24 protein-coding genes and 1 pseudogene are annotated in these 22,311 nt (G+C 61.3%); 11 read left to right on the top strand and 14 right to left on the bottom strand.

The features are described 5' to 3' along the window. Positions 1-14 precede the first annotated feature (14 nt). Positions 15-587 carry a xanthine phosphoribosyltransferase gene (locus tag ACM6IP_RS07335; RefSeq protein ID WP_095081958.1) on the top strand — a complete coding sequence of 191 codons (573 nt, stop codon included), beginning with the start codon at positions 15-17 and terminating at the stop codon, positions 585-587. Positions 588-626: 39 nt separating this feature from the next. Here ACM6IP_RS07335 and ACM6IP_RS07330 read toward each other — a convergent pair whose 3' ends face one another. The 6 genes from ACM6IP_RS07330 to dadA all read right to left on the bottom strand — a co-directional run bounded on the left by ACM6IP_RS07330 (position 627) and on the right by dadA (position 6,754). Beyond that, complete coding sequence (locus ACM6IP_RS07330; protein WP_414861217.1) at positions 627-2,549, bottom strand: acetyl-CoA hydrolase/transferase C-terminal domain-containing protein; 1,923 nt, start codon at positions 2,547-2,549, stop codon at positions 627-629. Between the two features lie 136 nt (positions 2,550-2,685). Then, complete coding sequence (locus ACM6IP_RS07325; protein WP_095164845.1) at positions 2,686-3,099, bottom strand: c-type cytochrome; 414 nt, start codon at positions 3,097-3,099, stop codon at positions 2,686-2,688. Positions 3,100-3,281: 182 nt separating this feature from the next. Continuing rightward, complete coding sequence (locus tag ACM6IP_RS07320; protein WP_019694258.1) at positions 3,282-3,830, bottom strand: cupin domain-containing protein; 549 nt, start codon at positions 3,828-3,830, stop codon at positions 3,282-3,284. Positions 3,831-3,958: 128 nt separating this feature from the next. Beyond that, the gene (alr, locus tag ACM6IP_RS07315) at positions 3,959-5,032 is read right to left on the bottom strand and encodes an alanine racemase (RefSeq protein ID WP_414861216.1); all 1,074 of its coding nucleotides are present in this window, start codon (positions 5,030-5,032) and stop codon (positions 3,959-3,961) included. A 92-nt stretch (positions 5,033-5,124) separates the two neighbouring features. Continuing rightward, positions 5,125-5,478, bottom strand: a complete 354-nt coding sequence (locus ACM6IP_RS07310) for a RidA family protein (RefSeq protein WP_095164849.1) — start codon at positions 5,476-5,478, stop codon at positions 5,125-5,127. Beyond that, positions 5,450-6,754 carry a D-amino acid dehydrogenase gene (gene dadA, locus ACM6IP_RS07305; RefSeq protein WP_095164851.1) on the bottom strand — a complete coding sequence of 435 codons (1,305 nt, stop codon included), beginning with the start codon at positions 6,752-6,754 and terminating at the stop codon, positions 5,450-5,452. The genes ACM6IP_RS07310 and dadA overlap by 29 nt, the downstream gene beginning before the upstream one ends. A 156-nt stretch (positions 6,755-6,910) precedes the next feature. Between dadA and ACM6IP_RS07300 the strand changes: the two genes are divergently transcribed. Continuing rightward, on the top strand, positions 6,911-7,399 hold the full coding sequence (locus tag ACM6IP_RS07300) for an Lrp/AsnC ligand binding domain-containing protein (protein WP_003177284.1): 489 nt from the start codon (positions 6,911-6,913) through the stop codon (positions 7,397-7,399). A gap of 30 nt (positions 7,400-7,429) precedes the next feature. On the opposite strand, the gene ACM6IP_RS07295 is transcribed toward ACM6IP_RS07300, so the two are convergent. Then, complete coding sequence (locus tag ACM6IP_RS07295; RefSeq protein ID WP_095164853.1) at positions 7,430-7,783, bottom strand: YkgJ family cysteine cluster protein; 354 nt, start codon at positions 7,781-7,783, stop codon at positions 7,430-7,432. Positions 7,784-7,932: 149 nt separating this feature from the next. Here ACM6IP_RS07295 and ACM6IP_RS07290 point away from each other — a divergent pair, with 149 nt between their 5' ends. Then, on the top strand, positions 7,933-9,243 hold the full coding sequence (locus ACM6IP_RS07290; protein ID WP_095164855.1) for an NAD(P)/FAD-dependent oxidoreductase: 1,311 nt from the start codon (positions 7,933-7,935) through the stop codon (positions 9,241-9,243). Positions 9,244-9,256: 13 nt separating this feature from the next. On the opposite strand, the gene ACM6IP_RS07285 is transcribed toward ACM6IP_RS07290, so the two are convergent. Continuing rightward, positions 9,257-9,499 (bottom strand): DUF1127 domain-containing protein, encoded by a 243-nt coding sequence (locus ACM6IP_RS07285; RefSeq protein ID WP_095164856.1) that lies wholly within the window; start codon positions 9,497-9,499, stop codon positions 9,257-9,259. 175 nt (positions 9,500-9,674) lie between these two features. On the opposite strand from ACM6IP_RS07285, the gene ACM6IP_RS07280 reads away from it, so the two are divergent. Next, on the top strand, positions 9,675-11,096 hold the full coding sequence (locus tag ACM6IP_RS07280; RefSeq protein WP_159998572.1) for a PLP-dependent aminotransferase family protein: 1,422 nt from the start codon (positions 9,675-9,677) through the stop codon (positions 11,094-11,096). Between the two features lie 140 nt (positions 11,097-11,236). Continuing rightward, entirely contained in the window at positions 11,237-12,772 is a 1,536-nt protein-coding gene (locus tag ACM6IP_RS07275; RefSeq protein ID WP_414861325.1) for a phospholipase D family protein, read from the top strand. Between the two features lie 9 nt (positions 12,773-12,781). On the opposite strand, the gene ACM6IP_RS07270 is transcribed toward ACM6IP_RS07275, so the two are convergent. Then, positions 12,782-13,927: an MFS transporter gene (locus tag ACM6IP_RS07270; protein WP_095164862.1), complete on the bottom strand. Its 1,146-nt coding sequence runs from the start codon at positions 13,925-13,927 to the stop codon at positions 12,782-12,784. Positions 13,928-14,100: 173 nt separating this feature from the next. Then, entirely contained in the window at positions 14,101-15,594 is a 1,494-nt protein-coding gene (locus ACM6IP_RS07265; RefSeq protein ID WP_095164864.1) for an aldehyde dehydrogenase, read from the bottom strand. Positions 15,595-15,819: 225 nt separating this feature from the next. On the opposite strand from ACM6IP_RS07265, the gene ACM6IP_RS07260 reads away from it, so the two are divergent. Both ACM6IP_RS07260 and ACM6IP_RS07255 read left to right on the top strand, forming a co-directional pair. Further along, positions 15,820-16,182 (top strand): cupin domain-containing protein, encoded by a 363-nt coding sequence (locus ACM6IP_RS07260; protein WP_159998574.1) that lies wholly within the window; start codon positions 15,820-15,822, stop codon positions 16,180-16,182. A gap of 148 nt (positions 16,183-16,330) precedes the next feature. Beyond that, positions 16,331-16,549, top strand: a complete 219-nt coding sequence (locus ACM6IP_RS07255) for a peptidase inhibitor (RefSeq protein ID WP_095164869.1) — start codon at positions 16,331-16,333, stop codon at positions 16,547-16,549. Between the two features lie 80 nt (positions 16,550-16,629). Here the strand turns inward: ACM6IP_RS07255 and rpmG (ACM6IP_RS07250) are convergent. Further along, positions 16,630-16,722 (bottom strand): annotated as a pseudogene (rpmG, locus tag ACM6IP_RS07250) (50S ribosomal protein L33); the annotation flags it as partial. A 123-nt stretch (positions 16,723-16,845) separates the two neighbouring features. Here rpmG (ACM6IP_RS07250) and ACM6IP_RS07245 point away from each other — a divergent pair. After that, positions 16,846-17,154 carry a hypothetical protein gene (locus ACM6IP_RS07245; protein ID WP_414861215.1) on the top strand — a complete coding sequence of 103 codons (309 nt, stop codon included), beginning with the start codon at positions 16,846-16,848 and terminating at the stop codon, positions 17,152-17,154. Positions 17,155-17,273: 119 nt separating this feature from the next. Here ACM6IP_RS07245 and rpmG (ACM6IP_RS07240) read toward each other — a convergent pair whose 3' ends face one another. Next, positions 17,274-17,429, bottom strand: coding sequence for a 50S ribosomal protein L33 (rpmG, locus tag ACM6IP_RS07240; RefSeq protein WP_007894709.1), 156 nt, complete (start codon positions 17,427-17,429; stop codon positions 17,274-17,276). Between the two features lie 11 nt (positions 17,430-17,440). After that, the gene (rpmB, locus tag ACM6IP_RS07235; RefSeq protein ID WP_007894701.1) at positions 17,441-17,674 is read right to left on the bottom strand and encodes a 50S ribosomal protein L28; all 234 of its coding nucleotides are present in this window, start codon (positions 17,672-17,674) and stop codon (positions 17,441-17,443) included. A 480-nt stretch (positions 17,675-18,154) separates the two neighbouring features. On the opposite strand from rpmB, the gene ACM6IP_RS07230 reads away from it, so the two are divergent. Next, positions 18,155-19,738 (top strand): ABC transporter substrate-binding protein, encoded by a 1,584-nt coding sequence (locus ACM6IP_RS07230; RefSeq protein WP_095164872.1) that lies wholly within the window; start codon positions 18,155-18,157, stop codon positions 19,736-19,738. A 53-nt stretch (positions 19,739-19,791) separates the two neighbouring features. Here ACM6IP_RS07230 and radC read toward each other — a convergent pair whose 3' ends face one another. After that, positions 19,792-20,466, bottom strand: a complete 675-nt coding sequence (radC, locus tag ACM6IP_RS07225; protein ID WP_095164874.1) for a RadC family protein — start codon at positions 20,464-20,466, stop codon at positions 19,792-19,794. A 135-nt stretch (positions 20,467-20,601) separates the two neighbouring features. Between radC and coaBC the strand changes: the two genes are divergently transcribed. After that, positions 20,602-21,810, top strand: a complete 1,209-nt coding sequence (coaBC, locus tag ACM6IP_RS07220; protein ID WP_159998582.1) for a bifunctional phosphopantothenoylcysteine decarboxylase/phosphopantothenate--cysteine ligase CoaBC — start codon at positions 20,602-20,604, stop codon at positions 21,808-21,810. A gap of 5 nt (positions 21,811-21,815) precedes the next feature. Further along, complete coding sequence (gene dut / locus ACM6IP_RS07215) at positions 21,816-22,271, top strand: dUTP diphosphatase (RefSeq protein ID WP_095081992.1); 456 nt, start codon at positions 21,816-21,818, stop codon at positions 22,269-22,271. Positions 22,272-22,311 lie beyond the last annotated feature (40 nt).

The raw sequence follows: 22,311 nt of genomic DNA, 5'->3' as shown, positions 1-22,311 counted from the left end.
CAGAGGAAGCTGTTGTGGAAGCACTGCACAAGAAAATTCGCGAAGAAGGCATCGTGCTTTCCGACCAGGTCCTGAAAGTCGACGCCTTTCTGAACCATCAGATCGACCCGGCGTTGATGAAGCTGATCGGCGACGAATTCGCCGCGCTGTTCAAGGATTCGGGGATCACCAAGATCGTCACCATCGAAGCCTCGGGCATCGCCCCGGCCATCATGACCGGCCTGAACCTGGGCGTTCCGGTGATCTTCGCCCGCAAGCACCAGTCCCTGACCCTGACTGAAAACCTGCTGTCGGCGACCGTTTACTCGTTCACCAAGCAGACCGAAAGCACCGTGGCCATCTCCCCGCGCCACCTGACCAGCAGCGACCGCGTGTTGATCATCGACGACTTCCTGGCCAACGGTAAGGCGTCCCAGGCCCTGATTTCGATCATCAAGCAGGCAGGCGCCACCGTGGCCGGCCTGGGCATCGTGATCGAGAAGTCGTTCCAGGGCGGCCGTGCCGAGCTGGACTCCCAGGGCTACCGCGTGGAATCCCTGGCCCGGGTCAAATCCCTGGCAGGCGGCGTAGTGACCTTCATCGAGTAATACCCCCCGCTCGCTCCCACCAGTGTTTGGTGGGGGCTGCTACTGCGCCGTGGCCTTCAAGCCTGCCAGCAGCAAGCGCTGATACAGATCCTCCTTCAAGCCCTCAGGCGTCGTCAGTTGCATGCGCGCCAGGTGCTGCAGGTACTCCGACGCCTGCGGCGCATCCAGCGCGGCCTTGCCCAACTGGAGGATCTCGGTCAGCTTGAATTTGCTCTTGAGCCAGTTCAACGCCCGCAACAAGTCCCGTTCCTCGCTGGAAAAATCACTGCCCAACGGATACTCCGGGAACAACTGTGGGTGCCGTGCGGCGATGGCCTGCAAGCGCTGCGGGGTGTTGTCGGTGAAGCGCTCTTGAAGGCGGAAATCCTTGGCCAGCTTGCCGGCTTTCTGCGCCTGCTCGATCAAGCCCGGCTGGAAACGTGAATCGCTGATGTTCAGCAGTAATTCGATGACCTTGGCATCGGTTTGACCGCGCAGGTCGGCGATCCCGTACTCGGTGATCACGATGTCGCGCAGGTGGCGCGGGATCGTGCAGTGGCCGTATTGCCAGACGATGTTGGAGCTGATGTCGCCGCCCGACTCACGGCAACTGCGCAGAATCAGGATCGAGCGCGCGCCCTCCAGGGCATGGCCCTGGACGACAAAGTTGTATTGCCCGCCGACCCCACTCAGCACTCGCCCATCCTCCAGTTGGTCCGCTACCCCGGCCCCCATCAGGGTCATGGTGAAGGCACTGTTGATGAAGCGTGCATCCTGGCGCTGCAGGCGCTTGAGCTGCTCCTGCCCGTACAGCTCGTTGATATAGCTGATGGCGGTCATGTTGAATTCGCCGAGCTGGTCCTGGGGCAGATCGCGCAGGCGTTGGTAGAAGCTGCGCGGGCCGAGGAAAAATCCACCGTGAATCGACACGCCGCCCTGCGCCATCGACTCATCCAGGGTGCCGGCATTGGCCTGCTGTTGCAGGGCAACGTCGGGGTAAACCTTGCGCCGCACGATGCCGGCGTCAGACAACGCCAACAGGCCGTTGACGAACATTTCGCTGCAACCGTACAACCCTTTGGCAAAAGGCTCGACACCTCCTTCGCGACTGATCAGGGGGGCCCAGTAGTGCGCGTCGAGGTCGGTCAGCAGCATGCGGTAATGCTCGTTGTCCGCTTGCCGCGCGAGCAACGCGGCGGTCAGCGCATCGCCCATGGAGCCAATGCCGATCTGCAGGGTGCCACCGTCGCGCACCAGGGTGCTAGCGTGCAAGCCGATGAAATGATCCTGGAAACCCACTGGCATGTTGGGGGTGGAAAACAGGGTACTGCGCTCCTCCTCGTCGATCAGCCAGTCGAACGTCTCGCGGTCGACTTCTGAATCACCGGGCATGTACGGCAGGTCGCTGTGCACCTGGCCGAGCATCAGGATGGTTTCACCCGCCGCCCTGCGCTTGGCAATCATGGGCAGCAGGTCGAGGGTGATATCGGGATTGCAGCTCAGGCTCAGGCGGCCGGGGTGCTGCGGGTCGTGGGCCACCAGTTGCGCCACCAGGTTCAAGCCGGCGGCGTTGATATCCCGGGCGGCGTGGCTGTAATTGCTGCTGACGTAGTCCTGCTGTGCCGAAGCGCTGTGCAGCAAGCTGCCAGGCTGCATGAAAAACTGCTGGATGTGGATGTTTGCGGGCGTTTGGTCTTTACGCAGGTCAGCGAGGAAGTCCAGCTCCGGGTAGTCGCCAAACACGCGCTCGATGAAAGGCTCCAGGAACCGTCGCTGCAGGCCGTCGCCCAGGGGCGGACGACCCAGGCTCAAAGCGGTGTAGACCGTCAGCTGGCGCTCGGGCAGTTGGGCGATGCGTTGATAGAGCGCGTTGACGAAGCGGTTGGGTTTGCCTAATCCCAACGGCATGCCGAGGTGGATGTGCGCGGGTAACCGCGCCAGTACTTCATCGACTGCCTGCTCGATTGAAACGGACTGCACCATCAGACCCCTCCCGACCTATCCATGAATGACGCTAACCCGAGCTTGCCGGGTCTTGCGTGCCATGACCAGTCTTGAGGTCAAATCCCAGGCACAAAAAAGCCGCTCGCAAGCGGCTTTTTTTGCTGAAGACGGCGGCTTATTTCAGGCCGGACATCTTCTGGATGGCACCTTTGAGGTCATCATCGGAGCAATCTGCGCAGGTGCCTTTAGGAGGCATTGCGTTGATCCCGGTAATGGCCTTGGCCAGGATGCCGTCAAGGCCGCCCTGGTGATCGGCACGCTCTTTCCAGGCTGCAGTGTCACCGATTTTCGGTGCGCCCAGCAGGCCACTACCGTGGCAAGCGTTGCAATGTTTGGCAATAATCTCATCCGGGGTTTTCGCCCCGCCGCCGCCTGCCGAAGCAGCGACTTCCATCCCCTTGCACTCCTGACCTTGCACACAGACCTGGCCGACTGGTTCAAGGCGCTTGGCAATATCGTCGTTGGTCGCAGCTTGAGCGCTGACTGCCCAAAGGGCCAATACGGTTGCTGGTGCGGCCAGCATTTTCATAATTAGGTTCACGCGTACACCCTCAATGGTGGCTAGTCACGCCCACGGCCACGGTTTCGCAGGCGGGCGCAAGTATAACGGTTAGCCCGCCACACTGAAACAACCCTAAAGTCCTAGGGGTATTAAGTCATGGCGAAATACTGCTCGGGCGCCTCGAAAAACCTTGGCGGACGCCTCTTTTCTTAGAAATTGGCTGGTGTGGCTGCGCTGATTAGTCGCGCAGGCGCATCAAACGGATTGCGGAAACGATGTGGCTTGGTGCTTTCAAAATAGTAGCTGTCACCGGCTTCGAGCACGAAGGTCTCAAGCCCGACCACCAATTCCAGGCGCCCTTCGAGCAGAATCCCGGTTTCCTCCCCTTCGTGGGTAAGCATCTCTTCACCAGTATCGGCACCCGGTGGATAGATCTCGTTGAGGAAGGCGATTGCACGGCTCGGATGGGCCTTGCCCACCAGTTTCATGGTCACCGCGCCATCGGAGATATCGATCAGCTCGTTGGCTTTATAGACGATCTGCGTTGGTTTTTCCTGGAGGATCTCTTCGGAAAAGAACTCGACCATGGACATGGGGATGCCGCCAAGCACCTTCCTCAGCGAACTGATGGAAGGGCTGACACTGTTTTTCTCGATCATGGAAATGGTGCTGTTGGTCACACCCGCGCGTTTGGCGAGCTCACGCTGGGAAAGACCTTTTAGTTTGCGGATCGATTGCAGTCGTTCACCGACGTCCAATGCATTTGCCTCCCAGGATTCAGGTTATGTAAATATTGAGCGTTATCATGGCGACAGCGTTCAGTATTTACAACACTTGAGCCCAGGTCCGGTTCGCCAGCGCCCCAGCGGCTGTACCCCGCGGCCCGTCAGGCCTCGGAATAGAGCCGTGGCACCCGACGCAGGTTGCAGAAGATCTGGTAAGGAATGGTGCCCGCAGCCATCGCGATATCGCTGGCGAGGATGTTTTTGCCCCATAACTCGACCGTCGAACCCAGGCCAGCCTGGGGCACATCGGTCAAATCGATACACAGCATGTCCATCGACACACGCCCCAACAACTGACTGCGCTGCCCCGCCACCAGCACCGGCGTACCGGTCGGCGCCTGCCGCGGATAACCGTCGGCATAGCCCATGGCGACCACACCCAGGCGCATGGGTTTTGGCGTGATGTAACGGGCGCCATAACCCACGGGTTCGCCGGCCGGCAATTCGCGCACACTGATGACTTTCGACTCCAGGGTCATCACCGGCTGTAAACGCGCGGCCACAGAGTTGGCTTCCTCGAACGGGGTGGCGCCATACAGCATGATGCCGGGGCGCACCCAGTCGCTGGGCACCTGCGGCCAACCCAGCACGGCCGGCGAGTTACGCAGGCTGACCTGCGCCGACAAGCCCTGGCGCGCCGCTTCAAATACCGCGACCTGCTCGCTTGCGCTGCTGCTATCGAGCTCATCGGCGCGGGCGAAGTGGCTCATCAGCACGATCTTCGCGACCTTGCCGCTGGCCAGCAGCCGTTGATACGCCGCCTGATAATCCGCAGGATGCAGGCCGACGCGGTGCATGCCCGAGTCCAGCTTGAGCCAGACGGTGATCGGCTTGCGCAGCGTCGCCTGCTCGATCGCTTCGAGCTGCCACAACGAATGCACCACACACCACAAATCCTGCTCGACGATCAGCGACAGCTCATCGGCTTCGAAAAAGCCTTCGAGCAGCAACACCGGCGCACGGATGCCAGCAGCGCGCAGCTCCAGGGCTTCTTCGATGCAGGCTACGGCAAACCCATCGGCATCCGCTTCCAGCGCCTGGGCACAGCGCACTGCGCCATGGCCATAGGCATCGGCCTTGATCACCGCGAGGGCGCGCGCCCCCGAGACTTCACGGGCCAGTTGGTAGTTGTGACGCAGGGCTTGCAGATCAATCAGGGCACGAGCAGGACGCATGGCGGCAGGCTTCCAGGCGGTTGGCGGGGAGGGAAGAAAAAACCGGCGCTGAAGACAGTATGAACCGCCAACAGCACCGGCAGAGGGATCGTTTACGGCAGAGCGGCGACTATCGACACTTCTACCAGGATTTCTGGTTCGCACAGCTTGGCTTCCACCGTCGCCCGCGCTGGCGCGACGTTTTTCGGTAGCCAGCTGTCCCAGACACTGTTCATGCCCTGGAAGTCGGCATCGATGTCTTTCAGGTAGATCGTCGCCGACAGCAACCGGGTCTTGTCGGTACCGGCCAGATCGAGCAAACGCTCGATGTTGGCCAGGGTCTCGCGGGTCTGCTGTTCAACTCCGGCGTTCATGTCGTCGCCGACCTGTCCTGCCAGGTACACCGTACCGCTGTGGACTACGATCTGGCTCAAACGCTCATTGGTGAGCTGGCGCTGGATTGACATGTTTTGCAGACTCCTGGTGGGTGTTGCCATAGCGAGAAATATCGAGGCCTTCGGCGCTGATCTGCGGCGTTTTCTTGGCCATCAGATCGGCGAGCAGGCGGCCGGAGCCACAGGCCATGGTCCAGCCGAGCGTGCCGTGACCGGTGTTCAGGAACAGGTTCTTGAACGGAGTGGCACCAACAATCGGCGTGCCATCCGGCGTGGTCGGACGCAGGCCGGTCCAGAAACTGGCTTGCTGCAGGTCGCCGCCCTGAGGATAGAGATCGTTGACGATCATCTCCAGCGTTTCACGCCGACGCGGGTTCAGCGACAGGTCAAAACCGGCAATCTCCGCCATGCCACCGACGCGGATGCGGTTGTCGAAACGGGTGATCGCGACCTTGTAGGTCTCGTCGAGAATGGTCGAGGTCGGAGCCATGGCCGGATTGGTGATCGGCACGGTCAGCGAGTAACCCTTGAGCGGATACACCGGGGCCTTGATGCCCAACGGCTTGAGCAACTGCGGCGAGTAACTGCCCAGCGCCAGCACGTAGCGGTCGGCGGTTTCCAGCTTGCCGTCAATCCACACACCGTTGATCCGGTCACCGGCGAAGTCCAGGCGCTGGATGTCCTGGCCGAAGCGGAATTCAACGCCCAGCTTGATCGCCATTTCCGCCAGGCGGGTGGTGAAGATCTGGCAGTCGCCGGTCTGATCGTTCGGCAGGCGCAGGGCACCGGCCAGGATGTCGGTGACACTGGCCAGGGCCGGTTCGACGCGGGCAATGCCGGCGCGGTCGAGCAGCTCGAACGGCACACCGGACTCCTTGAGTACCGCGATGTCCTTGGCGGCGCCATCCAGTTGCGCCTGGGTACGGAACAGCTGGGTGGTCCCCAGGCTGCGGCCTTCGTAGGCGATACCGGTTTCGGCGCGCAATTCGTCGAGGCAGTCACGGCTGTACTCGGACAGGCGGACCATGCGCTCCTTGTTCACCGCATAACGGCTGGCGGTACAGTTGCGCAGCATCTGCGCCATCCACAGGTACTGATCGATATCGGCGGTGGCCTTGATGGCCAGCGGGGCGTGGCGCTGCAACAGCCACTTGATGGCCTTGAGCGGCACACCCGGAGCAGCCCATGGCGACGCATAGCCCGGCGATACCTGGCCGGCGTTGGCGAAACTGGTTTCCATGGCAGCGGCCGGTTGACGATCCACGACCGTCACTTCAAAGCCGGCCCGAGCCAGATAGTAGGCACTGGCGGTACCGATTACGCCGCTACCCAAGACCAGAACGCGCATTTTTTTATCCCTCATCGCGGCAAACCGCTGACGTTGTTGTGTACAAGCAATGATGAGCGCAGTGTAAAAAACATTTGCCAGTGCTTTTCACTATATAAGTGCCTATATTTGGCGACAATTCTCGGCAATTTGGCTTTTCACGGAGGCGCATCCCCTATGCGGACCAACACTCAAACCAAACGTGAGCTGGACAAGATCGACCGCAACATCCTGCGCATCCTCCAGGCTGACGGGCGCATTTCGTTTACTGAGCTGGGGGAGAAGGTCGGCCTGTCGACCACGCCCTGTACCGAGCGGGTGCGGCGCCTGGAGCGCGAAGGGATCATCATGGGCTACAACGCCCGGCTCAATCCGCAACACCTCAAGGGCAGCTTGCTGGTGTTCGTCGAGATCAGCCTGGACTACAAGTCCGGTGACACCTTCGAAGAGTTCCGCCGCGCGGTGCTGAAACTGCCGCACGTACTGGAATGCCACTTGGTATCCGGGGACTTCGACTACCTGGTGAAGGCACGGATTTCCGAGATGGCCTCGTACCGCAAATTGCTCGGCGATATCCTGCTCAAACTGCCCCACGTGCGTGAGTCCAAGAGCTACATCGTGATGGAAGAGGTGAAGGAGAGCCTGAGCTTGCCGATTCCGGATTGAGGCCTGTGGTAAGTGTCCGTGCGCTGTGACCTACACCAAAACCTGTCGGTTAGCAGCCATGTACTCGAACACCTGCGCCTCGACCCGTGGGTGGATCAACTCCACCGGTCCGCGACCGTTGGGGCATGGCAGGGTCTTGGTGGTGCCGAACAAGCGACAGATCAGCGGCCGCTCGCCATACACGGTGCAGCCATTGGGACCCAGGTGTACGCAGTTCAGCTCGTCCAGGGCGGCATCCTGCTCGGCGCGAGTCTTGCGCGGCAGGCGGGACATTTCTTCCGGCGACGTGGTGACCGGACCACAGCAGTCATGACAGCCAGGCACGCACTCGAACGAGGGAATCTGCTGGCGCAGGGTACGAACGGTCTCGCGGTTGCAGCTCATCGAAACAAATACCCCTAAGGTGAACAAGGTCGGATTTTGCCCTAAAAGCCCTGCGCCAGACAGCAACAACCGACCAGTGTTGCCCAGGCAGAAAGGTCCGGCTTATGCTCCGTAAAATTTACTCAACACCCGATAATCAGGATCAACCCATGACTGCCCGTGTTCAGCCGCCTGTCCCGAGCACCCATATCGCCTCCTATTACGCCGCGAGCAGCCTGCCGCAGCCGGATCATCCGGTACTTGCCGGTGAGCAACTGGCCGACGTGTGCGTGGTGGGCGGTGGTTTTTCCGGCCTGAACACAGCCATTGAACTGGCCCAGCGCGGTCTTCGCGTGGTGCTGCTGGAAGCACACAAAATCGGCTGGGGCGCCAGCGGACGTAATGGCGGGCAGTTGATTCGTGGTGTCGGCCATGGCCTGGACCAATTCAGCAATGTGCTGGGGGCCGAAGGCGTACGCCAGATGAAACTGATGGGCCTGGAGGCAGTGGACATCGTTCGCCAGCGGGTCGAGCAGTTCCAGATCCCCTGCGACCTGACCTGGGGCTACTGCGACCTCGCCAACAAACCCCGCGACCTGGAAGGTTTCGCCGCGGACGCGGACGAACTGCGCAGCCTCGGTTATCGCCACACCACCCGCCTGCTGCAAGCGCACGAGATGCACAGCGTGGTGGGCTCAGACCGCTACGTGGGCGGACTGATCGACATGGGCTCGGGGCACCTGCACCCGCTGAACCTGGCCCTGGGTGAAGCCGCTGCCGCCCAGCAACTGGGGGTCCGTCTGTTCGAGCAATCGGCAGTGACCCGCATCGACTACGGGCCCGAGGTCAAGGTCCACACCGCGCAAGGTTCGGTCCGCGCCAAGACCCTGGTGCTGGGCTGCAACGCCTACCTCAATCACCTCAACCCGCACCTGAGCGGCAAAGTGCTGCCCGCCGGCAGCTACATCATCGCCACCGAACCCTTGAGTGAAGAGCAGGCCCACGCCCTGCTGCCGCAGAACATGGCCGTGTGCGACCAACGCGTGGCGCTGGACTACTACCGGCTTTCGGCAGACCGACGCCTGCTGTTCGGCGGCGCCTGCCACTATTCGGGCCGCGATCCGGCGGACATCGGCGCCTACATGCGACCGAAGATGCTGGAGGTTTTCCCGCAATTGAGCGCGGTGAAGATCGACTATCAGTGGGGCGGCATGATCGGCATCGGCGCCAACCGCCTGCCCCAGATTGGCCGGCTCAAGGACCAGCCGAATGTGTATTACGCCCAGGCGTACTCCGGACACGGGGTGAATGCCACTCACCTGGCCGGCAAACTACTGGGTGAAGCCATCAGCGGCCAGCACAGCGGCGGTTTCGACCTGTTCGCCAAAGTACCGCACGTGACCTTCCCGGGCGGCCGCTACTTGCGCTCGCCATTGCTGGCCCTGGGGATGTTGTGGCACCGACTCAAAGAGCTGGCCTGATCCGAAGAGCCGCTCAAAGCTGCCAGAACGGCTTCAGCCCCTCTTCCCTCGCCTGCTCACGACTCAAGCCGACATCGCGCAGTTGTTCCGGGGTGAGTTCGAGCAGGGTCTTGCGCGTGTGCAGACGGTGCCACAGCAAACCCCAGCGCCCCAGGCAGGACGGGGCATTGCGGATCGCCGTCGGCATGCCCTGGTCGTGCCCTGCCACCAGTTCCTGACTGTGTAACGTCAGCCGCACATCGCTCAAACCGTTCATTTTTAGTGCTCCTGTTTACTTGGGTAGCCAGAGATTCCATGATGCGCGGGCAGGCAAAACCATTACAGATTCAATGGACCTGTATTACCTCCATACAGATTTGCTGAATTAGCCGCTGAATGATGGTTTTTTGCCTGATCTGTACTGGTCCCTCCTCTCACACCGAGGCTGAAACATGACGCTGTACGTCAACCTCGCCGAATTGCTCGGCACGCGCATCGAACAGGGCTTCTACCGGCCCGGTGACCGTCTGCCTTCCGTGCGGGCCTTGAGTGTCGAGCATGGGGTCAGCCTGAGCACGGTGCAGCAGGCCTATCGGGTGCTGGAGGACAGCGGGCTGGCGCGGCCCAAGCCCAAGTCCGGCTACTTTGTCCCTGTGGGGCGGGAACTGCCCGAACTGCCGGCGGTAGGCCGCCCGGCCCAGCGCCCGGTCGACATCTCCCAGTGGGACCAGGTGCTGGAGCTGATCCGCGCCGTGCCACGCAAGGACGTGGTGCAACTGGGCCGCGGCATGCCGGATATCACCACACCGACCATGCAGCCCCTGCTGCGCAGCCTGGCGCGGATCAGTCGGCGCCAGGACATGCCAGGGCTGTACTACGACAATATCTACGGGGTGCTGGAACTGCGCGAGCAGATCGCCCGCCTGCTGCTCGACTCAGGCAGCCAACTGAGCGCCAGCGACCTGGTGATCACCACGGGCTGCCACGAAGCGTTGTCCACCAGCATTCGCGCCATCTGCGAACCAGGCGACATCGTCGCGGTGGACTCGCCGAGCTTTCACGGTGCCATGCAGACTCTCAAGGGGCTGGGCATGAAGGCCCTGGAGATTCCCACCGACCCCCTCACCGGAATCAGTCTCGACGCCCTGGAACTGGCCCTCGAGCAGTGGCCGATCAAAGCCATACAGTTGACCCCCAACTGCAACAACCCGCTCGGCTACATCATGCCGGAGTCGCGCAAACGTGCGCTGTTGACCCTGGCACAACGGTTTGACGTGGCGATCATCGAAGACGATGTGTATGGCGAACTGGCCTACACCTACCCTCGACCGCGCACCATCAAGTCCTTCGATGAAGACGGTCGCGTGCTGCTCTGCAGTTCGTTCTCCAAGACCCTGGCACCTGGCCTGCGGATCGGCTGGGTCGCTCCCGGACGGTACCTGGAGCGGGTGCTGCACATGAAATACATCAGCACCGGCTCGACCGCGCCACAACCGCAAATTGCCATCGCCGAGTTTCTCAAGGGCGGGCATTTCGAGCCGCATCTACGGCGAATGCGTAACCAATACCAGCGCAATCGCGACCTGATGCTCGATTGGGTCAGCCGCTACTTTCCCCTCGGCACCCGCGCCAGCCGCCCCCAGGGCAGCTTCATGCTGTGGGTCGAACTGCCGGAAGGGTTTGATACGCTCAAGCTCAATCGGGTGCTGCTCGACCAGGGCGTACAGATCGCCGTGGGCAGCATTTTCTCCGCCTCGGGCAAGTACCGTAATTGCCTGCGCATGAACTACGCAGCCAAACCCACGGCTCAGGTCGAGGAAGCGGTGCGTAAGGTGGGTGCAGCGGCGATCGCCCTGCTGGCCGAGGCCAGCTAGTTCATCTGGGAACTCGATGCCCGAGAGCTTCCCAGGCGCCATCGGCACGCCGCGACGACTTCGCCAGCCGTGCCATACTCCCTACCTGCCCATCTGCAGGAACATTCGACTTGCGCCGAAAAAAAGCCCTGCTCTGCCTGATGCTCGCCGCGTTGCTGAGCAGTTGCGCCTCGCTCAACGTGCCCCGCGAGCCTAGCCAGGCATTGCCTGCTGCCGAGTCCTCTTTCGGGCGCTCGATCCAGGCCCAGGCCGCCCCTCATGAAGGGCGATCCGGATTTCGCCTGCTATCGGACAGCAGCGAAGCCTTCGCCGCCCGTGCCGAGTTGATCCGCAATGCGCAGCGCAGCCTCGACCTGCAGTACTACATCGTCCACGACGGTATCAGTACCCGACTGCTAGTCAGCGAACTGCTCAAGGCCGCTGACCGAGGCGTGCGCGTGCGCATCCTGCTCGACGACCTCACCAGCGATGGCCAGGTCCAGACCATTGCCACACTGGCCGCTCACCCACAGATTCAGATTCGCCTGTTCAATCCACTGGAACTGGGCCGCAGCACCGGCGTCACTCGCACTATGGGCCGCCTGCTCAATCTCTCGCTGCAGCACCGGCGCATGCACAACAAGCTGTGGCTGGCGGACAACAGCGCCGCGATTGTCGGCGGGCGCAACCTGGGCGACGAGTACTTCGATGCGCAGCCCAAGCTGAATTTTACCGACATCGACCTGCTAGGTGTCGGCCCCGTCGCTGAGCAGCTCGGCCACAGCTTCGATCAGTACTGGAACAGCGCCCTGAGCAAGCCGATCGATGAGTTTGTCTCCAGCCAGCCCACGGCCAAGGACCTGGCCGAGACCCGCGCGCAGCTGCAAGCGTCCCTGGACGAAAGCCATCGGCAAAACCAGGCCCTGTACCAGCAGTTGAAGGCCTACCAGACCGATCCGCGCCTGGACCTCTGGCGCAGCGAGCTGATCTGGGCCTGGAACCAGGCGTTGTGGGACGCTCCGAGCAAAGTGCTGGCCAAGGGTGAGCCGGATCCGCAACTGCTACTGACCACCCAACTGGCCCCCGAACTGCAAGGGGTGAGCAAAGAGCTGATCATGATCTCAGCCTACTTTGTGCCCGGCCCACCCGGACTGGTGTATCTCACCGGGCGGGCCGATGCCGGAGTGTCCGTCAGCTTCCTGACCAACTCGCTGGAGGCCACCGATGTGCCCGCCGTCCACGGCGGCTACGCCCCTTACCGCAAGGTGCTGCTGGAGCACGGCGTGCAACTGTTTGAACTACGCCGGCAACCGGGCGAAGGCGGCGGTAGCGGGCCAAGCCTGTTTCGCAGTTCCAGCTACCGCGGCTCCGAATCCAGCCTGCACAGCAAGGCGATCATCTTCGATCGCCAAAAGGCGTTCATCGGCTCGTTCAACTTCGACCCGCGCTCGGTGCTGTGGAACACCGAAGTCGGGGTGCTGGTCGACAGCCCGGCGCTTGCCGAGCGTGTTCGCGAACTCGCCCTGGAAGGCATGGCGCCTCCTCTCAGCTATGCGGTGCGGTTACAGGAGGGTCAACTGGTCTGGGTCACTGAAGACGATGGCAAGCTGCACACCCTGACTCGCGAGCCGGGAAACTGGTGGCGCCGCTTCAATGCCTGGTTCAGCGACACCCTGGGCCTGGAGCGGATACTGTAAACCCGGGCCTCAGATCGGCGCCGCCGCCTCGCCAAACGCCCCTTGGCGCAGCAACAACAACACCAGGCCAAAGGCCCCGGCCGCCATCAGTAATGGCAAGGCGTGTCCGCTGACCCACTGACTGCCGGCACCCGCTGCAAGCGGGCCAATCAAGCAACCGATACCCCAGAGTTGGGCGATGTGGGCGTTGGCCCGCACCAGCGCATCATCGCGATAACGCTCGCCCACCAGAATCAGCGACAAGGTGAACAAGCCGCCGGCACTGGCACCGAACAGCACCCACAGCGGCCAGATCAGCAAGGTGTCGAGCAACAGCGGAATCGCCAGGCTCGACAGCATCAGAATCACCGCGCAGCCGGCAAACAAGGTTCGCCGCGACAGATAGTCCGCGAGGGCGCCAATGGGCAATTGCAGCAACGCATCGCCGACTACCACGGTGCTGACCATGGCCAGGGCAATTTCTGCGGTGAACCCCTGTTGCAGGCAATACACCGGCAGCAGGGTCAGGATCATCGCCTCGAACGCAGCAAACAACGACACCGCCCAAGCGATCGCCGGCAGGCCACGGCAGAAACCCAGCAAGTCACTGAAGGTCACACTCAGGGCTTCGCTGCTCGGTGCCCCGCTACGCCCCATCAAGACCAGCGGCGAAGTCACCAGCAGCGCGACCCCGACCCAGAAACCGATATCGTTGTCGGTACCCAGCACCCCCAGCAACAACGGTCCAGCCAATTGACTCAAGGCATAGCTGCAGCCATACAGCGCCACCAGCCGGCCACGCCATTGCTCAACCACCAACTGGTTGATCCAGCTCTCGCCGAGAATGAACACGATGGTCAGGATGACTCCGATCATCAGCCGCAGTACCAGCCACACCGGGTAGCTGGGCAACAACGCCAGCAGGCCAATGGAGAGGGCTCCGGCCCACAAGCACAGGCGCATCAGGTTAGCCGTACCCAGGCGAGCCGCCAGGTGGCTGGAGATCTTCGCCCCCAGCAGGACGCCAATTGCCGGCATGGCCGCCATCACCCCGATTGCAAACGCGCCATAACCCCAGCTTTCCAGGCGAAACGACACCAACGGCATGCTCACGCCCAGGGCGAGGCCGACACTCAGGACCGAGGCCAGAACGGCGAAATAAGTCGCCCAACGCATGTTCCACGCTCCTGTGGATATTCTTATGTGTGGCACAAAGCAATGTGGGAGCGAACCCGCTCGCGATGGCGGCGCAACATTCAACACGACGTCGACTGTCATACCGCTATCGCGAGCAAGCTCGCTCCCACAAGGGATCTACGTCGTTCAGGGAGCCAGGCTCCCTGAAAGGCTTACAGCTTGATCCAGGTCGCCTTCAGCTCGGTGTACTTGTCGAACGCGTGCAGCGACTTGTCACGGCCGTTGCCCGATTGCTTGAAGCCGCCGAACGGCGCAGTCATGTCGCCGCCATCGTACTGGTTGACCCACACGCTACCGGCGCGCAGTGCCTTGGCGGTCAGGTGAGCCTTGGAAATGTCCTTGGTCCATACCGCTGCGGCCAGGCCATACGGCGTGTCGTTGGCGATCTGGATAGCCTCCTCGGCGGTATCAAAGGTGATGACCGACAGTACCGGGCCGAAGATTTCTTCCTGGGCAATCTTCATGGCATTGCTCACGCCGTCGAAAATCGTCGGCTCCACGTAGGTGCCACCGGTTTCCTCGAGGATGCGCTTGCCGCCCGCCACCAGCTTGGCGCCGTCGGTATGCCCAGACTCGATGTACGACAGCACGGTGTTCATTTGCTGGGTATCGACCAACGCACCCACGGTGGTAGACGGGTCCAGCGGGTTGCCTGGCTTCCAGGTTTTCAGGGCCTCGATCACCAGTGGCAGGAACTTGTCCTTGATCGAGCGCTCGACCAGCAGGCGTGAACCGGCGGTGCAGACTTCGCCCTGGTTGAAGGCAATTGCGCCAGCAGCGGATTCGGCGGCGGCCTGCAGGTCCGGCGCATCGGCAAACACGATGTTCGGGCTCTTGCCGCCGGCTTCCAGCCAGACGCGCTTCATGTTCGACTCGCCGGAGTAGATCATCAGTTGCTTGGCGATCTTGGTCGAACCGGTGAACACCAGGGTATCGACATCCATGTGCAGGGCCAGGGCCTTGCCCACGGTGTGGCCGTAGCCTGGCAGTACGTTGAGTACGCCTTTGGGGATACCGGCCTCGACGGCCAGGGCCGCGATGCGGATGGCGGTCAGCGGGGATTTTTCGGACGGCTTGAGGATCACCGAGTTACCGGTGGACAGCGCAGGACCGAGTTTCCAGCACGCCATCATCAGCGGGAAGTTCCACGGCACGATAGCGCCCACCACGCCCACAGGCTCACGGGTCACCAGGCCCAGTTGATCATGAGGGGTCGCGGCCACTTCATCGTAGATCTTGTCGATCGCTTCACCGCTCCAGCTCAGCGCCTGGGCGGCACCAGGAACGTCGATGTCCAGGGAGTCGCTGATCGGCTTACCCATGTCCAGGGTTTCCAGCAGGGCCAGCTCCTGGGCATTTTGCTTGAGCAGGCCGGCGAAGCGGATCATCACGGCCTTGCGCTTGGCCGGGGCCAGGCGAGACCAGACACCGGAATTGAACGTGGCGCGGGCATTGTCCACGGCGCGCTGGGCGTCGGCGGCATCACAGCTGGCAATCTTGCCCAGCAGACGGCCATCGACCGGGCTGATGCACTCGAAGGTCTCGCCGGAGACCGCATCGGTGTATTCGCCATTGATGTAGGCGCGGCCTTCGATTTTCAGGTCGCGGGCGCGTTGTTCCCAGTCGGCACGAGTCAGGGTGGTCATACGAGTGTCCTCCTCTTATTGAATACGACACCCGCGTTCTTCGCGGGCGCTGTCAGGAATTCTGCCCGGCCAGCCTTGCAATCGGCCCTAGGCACCCGCCACCCTAAACCAGCCACACCTCAAGTTTCAATATATTTGACACAAGGCCGGCAAACGGCCTTGCGATGTTCATTTTAATAAACATAGACTCGGGGCTTTCCAAGCAAACACGGGGGGATTACCAGAATGAGCATCCAGGACATCGTCGATTTCAGCCAGGCCGGCACCGCCGCCGAACGCTACCGCCCGGACGCGGCCAAAATCCTCAAGGGCGACCCTGAGCAGACCGTCTACAACCACTACAACAGCCCGTGCGGCCAGCTCAATGCCGGGGTCTGGGAAGGCGCAGTCGGTCAGTGGACGGTGAATTTCACCGAACACGAGTACTGCGAAATCGTCCAAGGGGTTTCGGTGTTGCGCGACACCGACGGCAATGCCAAGACCCTGCGCACCGGTGACCGATTTGTCATCCCGGCCGGGTTCCGTGGCACCTGGGAAGTCCTGGAAACGTGCCGAAAGATCTACGTGGCGTTTGAACAAAAGCCATAAATAAATACCGCATAACGGGTCATGGCCGGGAGGAGGATCGAGCCGTCCCCAGGGACACATGAAAAGGCTTGCATCTCGCGATACCGGCCTTTCCAACAGGAGCGCACAGGACGTGCCTCAATCCAGACCTACAACGCAAGGAGGCAACATGCCCGATACTCCAGACTCATGCGACGTCACCATCGCTGAGTACACCATCGGCCAGACCTACACCCCTCAGTTGCTCGAGGAAGTGCGAGCACTGGCCAATGGCGCACCGGTGCGGGTCACCGGCCCTCGCCATGCATCAGACCGCAAGCGAGTCCCGCGACGGATCAGCCTGCTGACCAATGCCGACAATGTCATCGTCAGCATTCAGTGCGGTTGAGCAACTGAAGCTTTTCCCAGGCCCACAAAAAAGGCCCGTATCTTGCGATACGGGCCTTTTTCTCAAGAGGGAAAAATCAATTACTTGATTTTGCCTTCCTTGTAGATCACGTGCTTGCGAACAACCGGATCAAATTTCTTGATCTCGATTTTGTCCGGAGTAGTGCGCGCGTTTGACGCAAATACTTACACAGAGCGATACATATTTACCGCACTCGCTCGTGCTGTCTCACATGACTATGTCACTGTGCCCCGATAAACGAGGGGCTTTGAAATCAATCACGCAAGGAAGCAAACATGCCTGGAATCACTTATCTGCAACGTATAGCCCTGCCCCCCCTGCTTGCACTGAGCATGGGAATGCTTGAAGCCTCGGCCTCCGAGAACAACGATCAGCCCGGCCTATGCAATGACAACTTTGGATACAGCACCCTCAGGCCGGCTCAGGTCACACCCCTCCTTTTGGAAGAGCTGCGCGAGTTGTCAGGGGCTGCAATCGTACGCCATGAAAAAACCGGCGAGAGCTATACCCAGGACTACAGGAATGATCGCCTGCGAGTGCTCAGCGATGCAAAAAATAACTACAGCCACTTCAAGTGCGGCTAATCGGTTGATCGATCCTCGCTGAGGAATTACTGGGTCGTTAAAAGCATCAGGTTCGAAAAAACAACAAAAAAGGCCCGTATCTTGCGATACGGGCCTTTTTCTCAAGAGGGAAAAATCAATTACTTGATTTTGCCTTCCTTGTAGATCACGTGCTTGCGAACAACCGGATCAAATTTCTTGATCTCGATTTTGTCCGGAGTAGTGCGCTTGTTCTTGTCGGTAGTGTAGAAGTGACCAGTACCGGCGCTCGAAATCAAACGAATCAATTCACGCATGATTAGCTCCCTTAGATCTTGCCAGCTTTGCGGATTTCGGCCAGCACGACAGTGATGCCACGCTTGTCGATGATACGCATGCCTTTGGCAGATACGCGCAGACGCACGAAACGTTTCTCTTCTTCAACCCAGAAGCGATGATGCTGCAGGTTCGGCAGGAAACGACGACGGGTTTTGTTGTTTGCGTGGGAAATGTTATTCCCAGTCACCGGACCCTTACCGGTAACTTGACATACTCTCGACATGCCTCAGCCCTCTAAAACCACATGCCCAACCCGGCATGGGTTGGCCGCTTAATCTCTCAGTCATTTGGCGCCAGGCGCCGCGTTTCTTTAGAGGTCTTACCGGCTACACCTACAGTGAAGGAACCGGGCCCCTAGAAAAGAGCGCTGCTTTATACCAGAAAGACCCCATAGCAACAACTATTGGTGTGAAGAGAGTTTTCAAAAACCCCGGAATTACGGCGCCAGACGCCTTGGATAAAGGCTATCGATGGTAGCGACCGCTCGTCGCAGAGCATCACCCTGCTCCCCCATATGGAGGGTACCGGCACGCCACCTTACGCTAATTCGCTGCGCCCGAAGCGCAATAAACGGCAAAAATACGTACCGTCGAGCAGGACACAAAACAAAAAGGGGATAGTCATTTGCCGGGCAGGCCACTAGGGTAAGCCTTTTCCAGACTGCACTCGCAGATGGGCCTTCGATCTGCAAAGGAATCCACACATGCGCCTCGCTGCCCTACCGCTGTTGCTTGCCCCACTCTTGCTGAGCCCTTTGGCCCAGGCTGCCGCCCTGAGCGTCTGCACCGAGGCCAGCCCGGAAGGGTTCGATGTCGTTCAATACAACTCGCTGACCACCACCAACGCCTCGGCCGACGTGTTGATGAATAGCCTGGTGGACTTTGATACCGCCAGTGGCAAGGTCGTCCCGAGCCTGGCCGATAGCTGGGAAGTCTCGGCCGACGGCCTGACCTATGTCTTCAAGCTGCACCCGGAGGTGAAGTTCCATCGCACCGAGTACTTCACCCCGACGCGTACCTTGACCGCCGAAGACGTGAAGTTCAGCTTTGACCGCATGCTGGACCCCGCACAGCCATGGCACAAAATCGCCCAGAGTGGCTTCCCGCACGCCCAATCCATGCAGCTGCCTGCGCTGATCAAGAAAATCGACGCCCTCGACCCGCTGACCATTCGTTTCACCCTTGACCACCCCGACTCGACCTTCCTCGCCACGCTGAGCATGGGTTTCGCCTCGATCTACTCGGCTGAATACGCCGATCAGTTGCTCAAGGCTGGCACACCCGAGAAACTCAATAACCAGCCGATTGGCACCGGGCCGTTCATTTTCGGGCGCTTCCAGAAAGACGCATCGATCCGCTACAAGGCCAACCGCGACTACTTCGCTGGCAAGCCCGCGATCGACACCCTGGTGTTCGCCATCACCCCGGACGCCAACGTGCGCCTGCAGAAGCTGCGGCGCAACGAGTGCCAGATCGCCCTGTCGCCCAAGCCGCTGGACGTCCAGGCTGCCGCCAAGGAGCCGAACCTCAAGATCGAGAGCACGCCGGCCTTCATGACCGCCTTCGTCGCCATCAATAGCCAGCATCCGCCGCTGGATAAACCGGAGGTGCGCCAGGCGATCAATCTGGCCTTCGACAAGGCCAGCTACCTCAAGGCCGTGTTCGAGGACACCGCCCAAGCCGCCAACGGCCCTTACCCGCCCAACACCTGGAGCTATGCCAAGGACCTGCCGGGCTACCCGAAGGACCTCACCAAGGCCCGCGCGCTGATGGTCAAGGCAGGACTCAAGGACGGCTTCAAGACCACGATCTGGACCCGCCCTTCCGGCAGCCTGCTCAACCCCAACCCAAGCCTGGGCGCTCAATTGTTGCAGGCTGACCTGGCGGAAATCGGGATTCAGGCAGAAATACGCGTGATCGAATGGGGCGAACTGATTCGTCGGGCCAAAGCCGGCGAGCACGACCTGCTGTTCATGGGCTGGGCCGGTGACAACGGCGATCCAGACAACTTCCTGACCCCGCAATTCTCCTGCGCGGGCGTGAAGTCCGGGACCAACTTCGCACGATACTGCGATCAAGGCCTGGACAAGCTGATCAACGCCGGCAAGACCACCACCGAGCAGGGCGTGCGCACCAAGCTCTACGAACAGGCCCAGGGGCAGATCCAGCAGCAGGCGCTGTGGCTACCCCTGGCCCACCCGACCGCCTATGCCCTGACCCGCAAGGATGTCCAGGGTTACTCGGTCAGCCCGTTCGGGCGCCAGGACTTCTCGAAAATCAAACCGTAGGAGCAGCCGGGCGGCGCTCCCGCATGGCCATGGATGGGGGGCGCATTCGGCACCTAGATCCAGCCATATTCGGCCATCGACAACGGATCACCATCACCGACGATGAAATGGTCGAGCACCCGCACATCGACCAACTCCATCGTCTCCTGCAAACGCTTGGTCAGCACCCGGTCGGCCGGGCTCGGCTCGGCGTTTCCCGAGGGGTGGTTATGGCACAGGATCAACGCCGCCGCGTTGTGTGCCAGGGCGCGCTTGACCACCTGGCGCGGATGCACGCTAGTGGTGTCGATCGAGCCGCGAAAGAGGATTTCGAATGCCAGGACCCGATGCCGGGAATCGAGGAACAGGCAGGCAAACACCTCATGGGGCTCATGCCGCAGCATGGCCTTGAGGTAGTTGCGCACCTCGATCGGACTCTTGAGTACGGATGCCTGGCGCAGGTGCTCGGCCAAATGCCGACGCGCCATCTCCAGCACCGCCTGCAACTGGGCGAATTTCGCCGGCCCCAGCCCCAACTGGCCGACAAACGTTTGCTGGTCCGCCTCCAGCAAGTTACGCAAGCCGCCAAACTGCTGCAGCAAGTGCCTGGCCAGGTCCACCGCGCTTTTCCCGGCGACCCCGGTGCGCAGAAAGATCGCCAGCAATTCGGCGTCGGACAGACTCGCCGGACCCTGCTCCAGAAGTTTCTCCCGCGGCCGCTCTGTCGTCGGCCAATCTCGAATGCTCATAGCACCTCCCTGTCGATGGGCGCCGCTGTTCCCTAGCGGTCGCTGTGATATCGTAGCCCATCTTTTTTGCGGGCGATTGTTCCCTGGGGAGGGGGTTTCGCCACGTATGTCACCAACGAATTGAAAGGCAGACCTATGCAGCGGCTGTATCGGAAACGCATCGTTCTGGGCGTCGGCGGCGGCATTGCTGCCTACAAGAGCGCCGAACTGGTTCGCCGCCTGATCGACCAGGGCGCCGAAGTGCGCGTGGTCATGACCCGCGGCGGCAGCGAGTTCATCACCCCGCTGACCATGCAGGCCCTCTCCGGGCACCCGGTGCACCTGGACCTGCTGGACCCTGCGGCCGAAGCCGCGATGGGCCACATCGAGCTCGCCAAGTGGGCTGACCTGGTGCTGATCGCCCCCGCCACGGCGGACCTGATCGCCCGTCTGGCCCAAGGCATCGCCAACGACCTGCTGACCACCCTGGTGTTGGCCACCGACGCCACCGTGGCTCTGGCGCCGGCCATGAACCAGGCGATGTGGCGCGACCCGGCCACCCAGGCCAATACCCAGTTGCTTGAAAGCCGCGGCTTCAAGGTCTTCGGCCCGGCCTCGGGCAGCCAGGCCTGCGGCGACGTCGGCATGGGCCGCATGATGGAGGCCGATGACCTGGCCCAGTGCGCCGCCGATTGCTTCCAGCGCCAGGCGCTGACCGGTCGGCACGTGCTGATCACTGCCGGTCCGACCCAGGAAAACATTGACCCGGTGCGCTACATCACCAACCACAGCTCCGGAAAAATGGGCTTTGCCCTGGCCGAAGCTGCGGTGGAAGCCGGCGCCCGTGTGACCCTGATCACCGGCCCCGTGCACCTGCCGACCCCGGACCGGGTGACGCGCATCGACGTGGTCAGCGCCCGCGACATGCTGGCCGCCTGCGAGGCCGCGATCCCTTGCGACCTGTTCATCGCATCTGCTGCGGTTGCGGACTACCGTCCGGAAGTCGTCGCCCCGCAAAAACTCAAGAAAGACCCTACGACTGGCGACGGCTTCGTCCTGCAAATGGTGCGCAACCCTGACATTCTGGCCACCATTGCCACCCGACCTGATCGTCCGTTCAGCGTCGGATTCGCCGCCGAAACCGAACACCTGCTCGATTACGCCGCACGCAAGCTCAAGGACAAGAACCTCGACCTGATCGTCGCCAACGACGTGGCCAACCCCAGCATTGGCTTCAACAGCGAGGAAAACGCCTGCAGCGTGATCGACCGTGAGTTGCACGCCACCCTTTTTGCCCAGACCAGCAAGGGCAAGATTGCCCGCCAGCTGATCACTTTTATCGCCGAACGTCTGAACCAGGTTTAATTCGTATGCACGCTTTGCAAGCCAAGATCCTCGACCCACGCATCGGCAGCGAGTTTCCGCTGCCCCAGTACGCCACTCCCGGTTCCGCCGGCCTTGACCTGCGGGCGATGCTGGAACAGGACACCGTCATCAAGCCGGGAGAAACCCTGCTGATCCCTACTGGCCTGTCGGTATACATCGGCGATCCGGGCCTGGCTGCATTGATCCTGCCGCGCTCGGGCCTGGGCCACAAACATGGCATCGTGCTGGGTAATCTGGTCGGCCTGATCGATTCCGACTACCAGGGGCCACTGATGGTGTCCTGCTGGAACCGTGGCCAGACCGACTTCAACATCGTGGTGGGTGAGCGGCTGGCCCAGTTGGTGCTGGTACCGGTGGTGCAGGCGCACTTCGATCTGGTTGAAGAGTTCGTTGAAACCGAACGCGGCACCGGTGGTTTCGGCCATTCCGGCAGCCACTGATAACACCAGTGCCAGGACCGGGCGCTCTGCACGGCCCTGG

This window comes from Pseudomonas sp. IT-P176 (genome assembly GCF_949767245.1).
GTDB lineage: Bacteria > Pseudomonadota > Gammaproteobacteria > Pseudomonadales > Pseudomonadaceae > Aquipseudomonas.
The sequence above is the reverse complement of the archived record's forward strand: the minus strand, read 5'-3'. Positions and strand labels throughout refer to the sequence as shown.